This is a genomic window from Desulfovibrio sp. 1214_IL3152 (assembly GCF_036763055.1).
GTDB lineage: Bacteria > Desulfobacterota > Desulfovibrionia > Desulfovibrionales > Desulfovibrionaceae > Desulfovibrio.
In genome coordinates, this window is sequence record NZ_JBAIYW010000592.1 from 1 (window position 1) to 1,146 (window position 1,146).

Consider the following 1,146-nt stretch of genomic DNA (forward strand, 5'->3'; position numbering starts at 1 on the left):
ATACACTTTTCTCCCAGATGCTATCTCTGATTCCCAGACATGTTTTTCAAAAGCTCGAACACCGGCACAAAGTAGGGCGGGCCTCACGCAAATTCGGCTTCAAGGAGCAGTTCACCGCCATGGCCTTCATACAGCTTGCCGCAAGGCGCTCCATGCGCGATGGGTTGCGTTGCCTGGCCGCAGCCGGGAACCGCTTGTACCACTGGGGCCTGAAAAACGTGGCCCGCTCAACGTTCGCTGATGCGAACAACTCCCGGCCCGTGGGCTTTTTTCATGACCTGTTCGCCGAAATGTACGGCTTGTGCGCGACAAAAACTCCGAAGCACAAATTTCGCTTCAAATCCAAGCTGTTCAGCTTGGACGCTACCACCATCAAGCTTTGCCTTTCGCTCTTCCCATGGGCTTCGTTCCGCCAAGCCAAAGGCGGCGTCAAAATGCACACCCTGCTGGACCATGACGGGCATATCCCGGCTTTCGTAACCGTCACCGACGCCAAAACACATGAAAGTCGTATGGCTCAATCCCTGGAACTGCCCAAAGCCTCCATAGTGGTTTTTGACAAGGCGTACATCAGCTACCCCTGGTTTCGAGCCCTTGAGGAAAAAGCCATCTTTTTCGTGACCCGCCTCAAACGCAACGCCGTTTATAAGCTTTTGGAGCGCCGCCCGGTGCGCCGGGGGACCGGTGTCACTTCCGATCACATCATTGAGGTCGTCAGTCGGGGAAAAGGCCTGCGGCTGCGGCGTATTGGCTACCGCGACCAGAAAACCGGAAAACATTACGAGTTTTTAACCAATAACTTCCGGCTCTCGCCAAAAACCATTGCCGACATCTATAAAGACCGCTGGCAAATCGAGCTTTTCTTCAAGGAAATCAAACAAAATCTGCGCATAAAGACCTTTGTCGGCAACTCGGAAAACGCGGTACTGATTCAAGTCTACACGGCCCTGACGGTGTACCTGCTGCTGGCGTACCAAAAATTCCTCAGCCGCATCGGGATGTCCGTGCAGCAACTTTTCCAACTCATCCAGCTCAACCTGCTCGGTTCGGCGTCTCTGGAAGAACTCCTGAATCCACGACGGCGAAGAAAAGATAATCTTCAACATCTCAGCCTATTAGAATTGGGTGCTTAGCCGGACAGCAATG

General features: G+C 53.3%; 1 protein-coding gene. It reads left to right on the forward strand.

The window, feature by feature from the left end:
* On the forward strand, positions 1-1,133 hold a 1,133-nt coding region (locus V6C07_RS12395), incomplete at its 5' end, for an IS4 family transposase (RefSeq protein WP_333536785.1).
* Between the last annotated feature and the right edge of the window lie 13 nt (positions 1,134-1,146).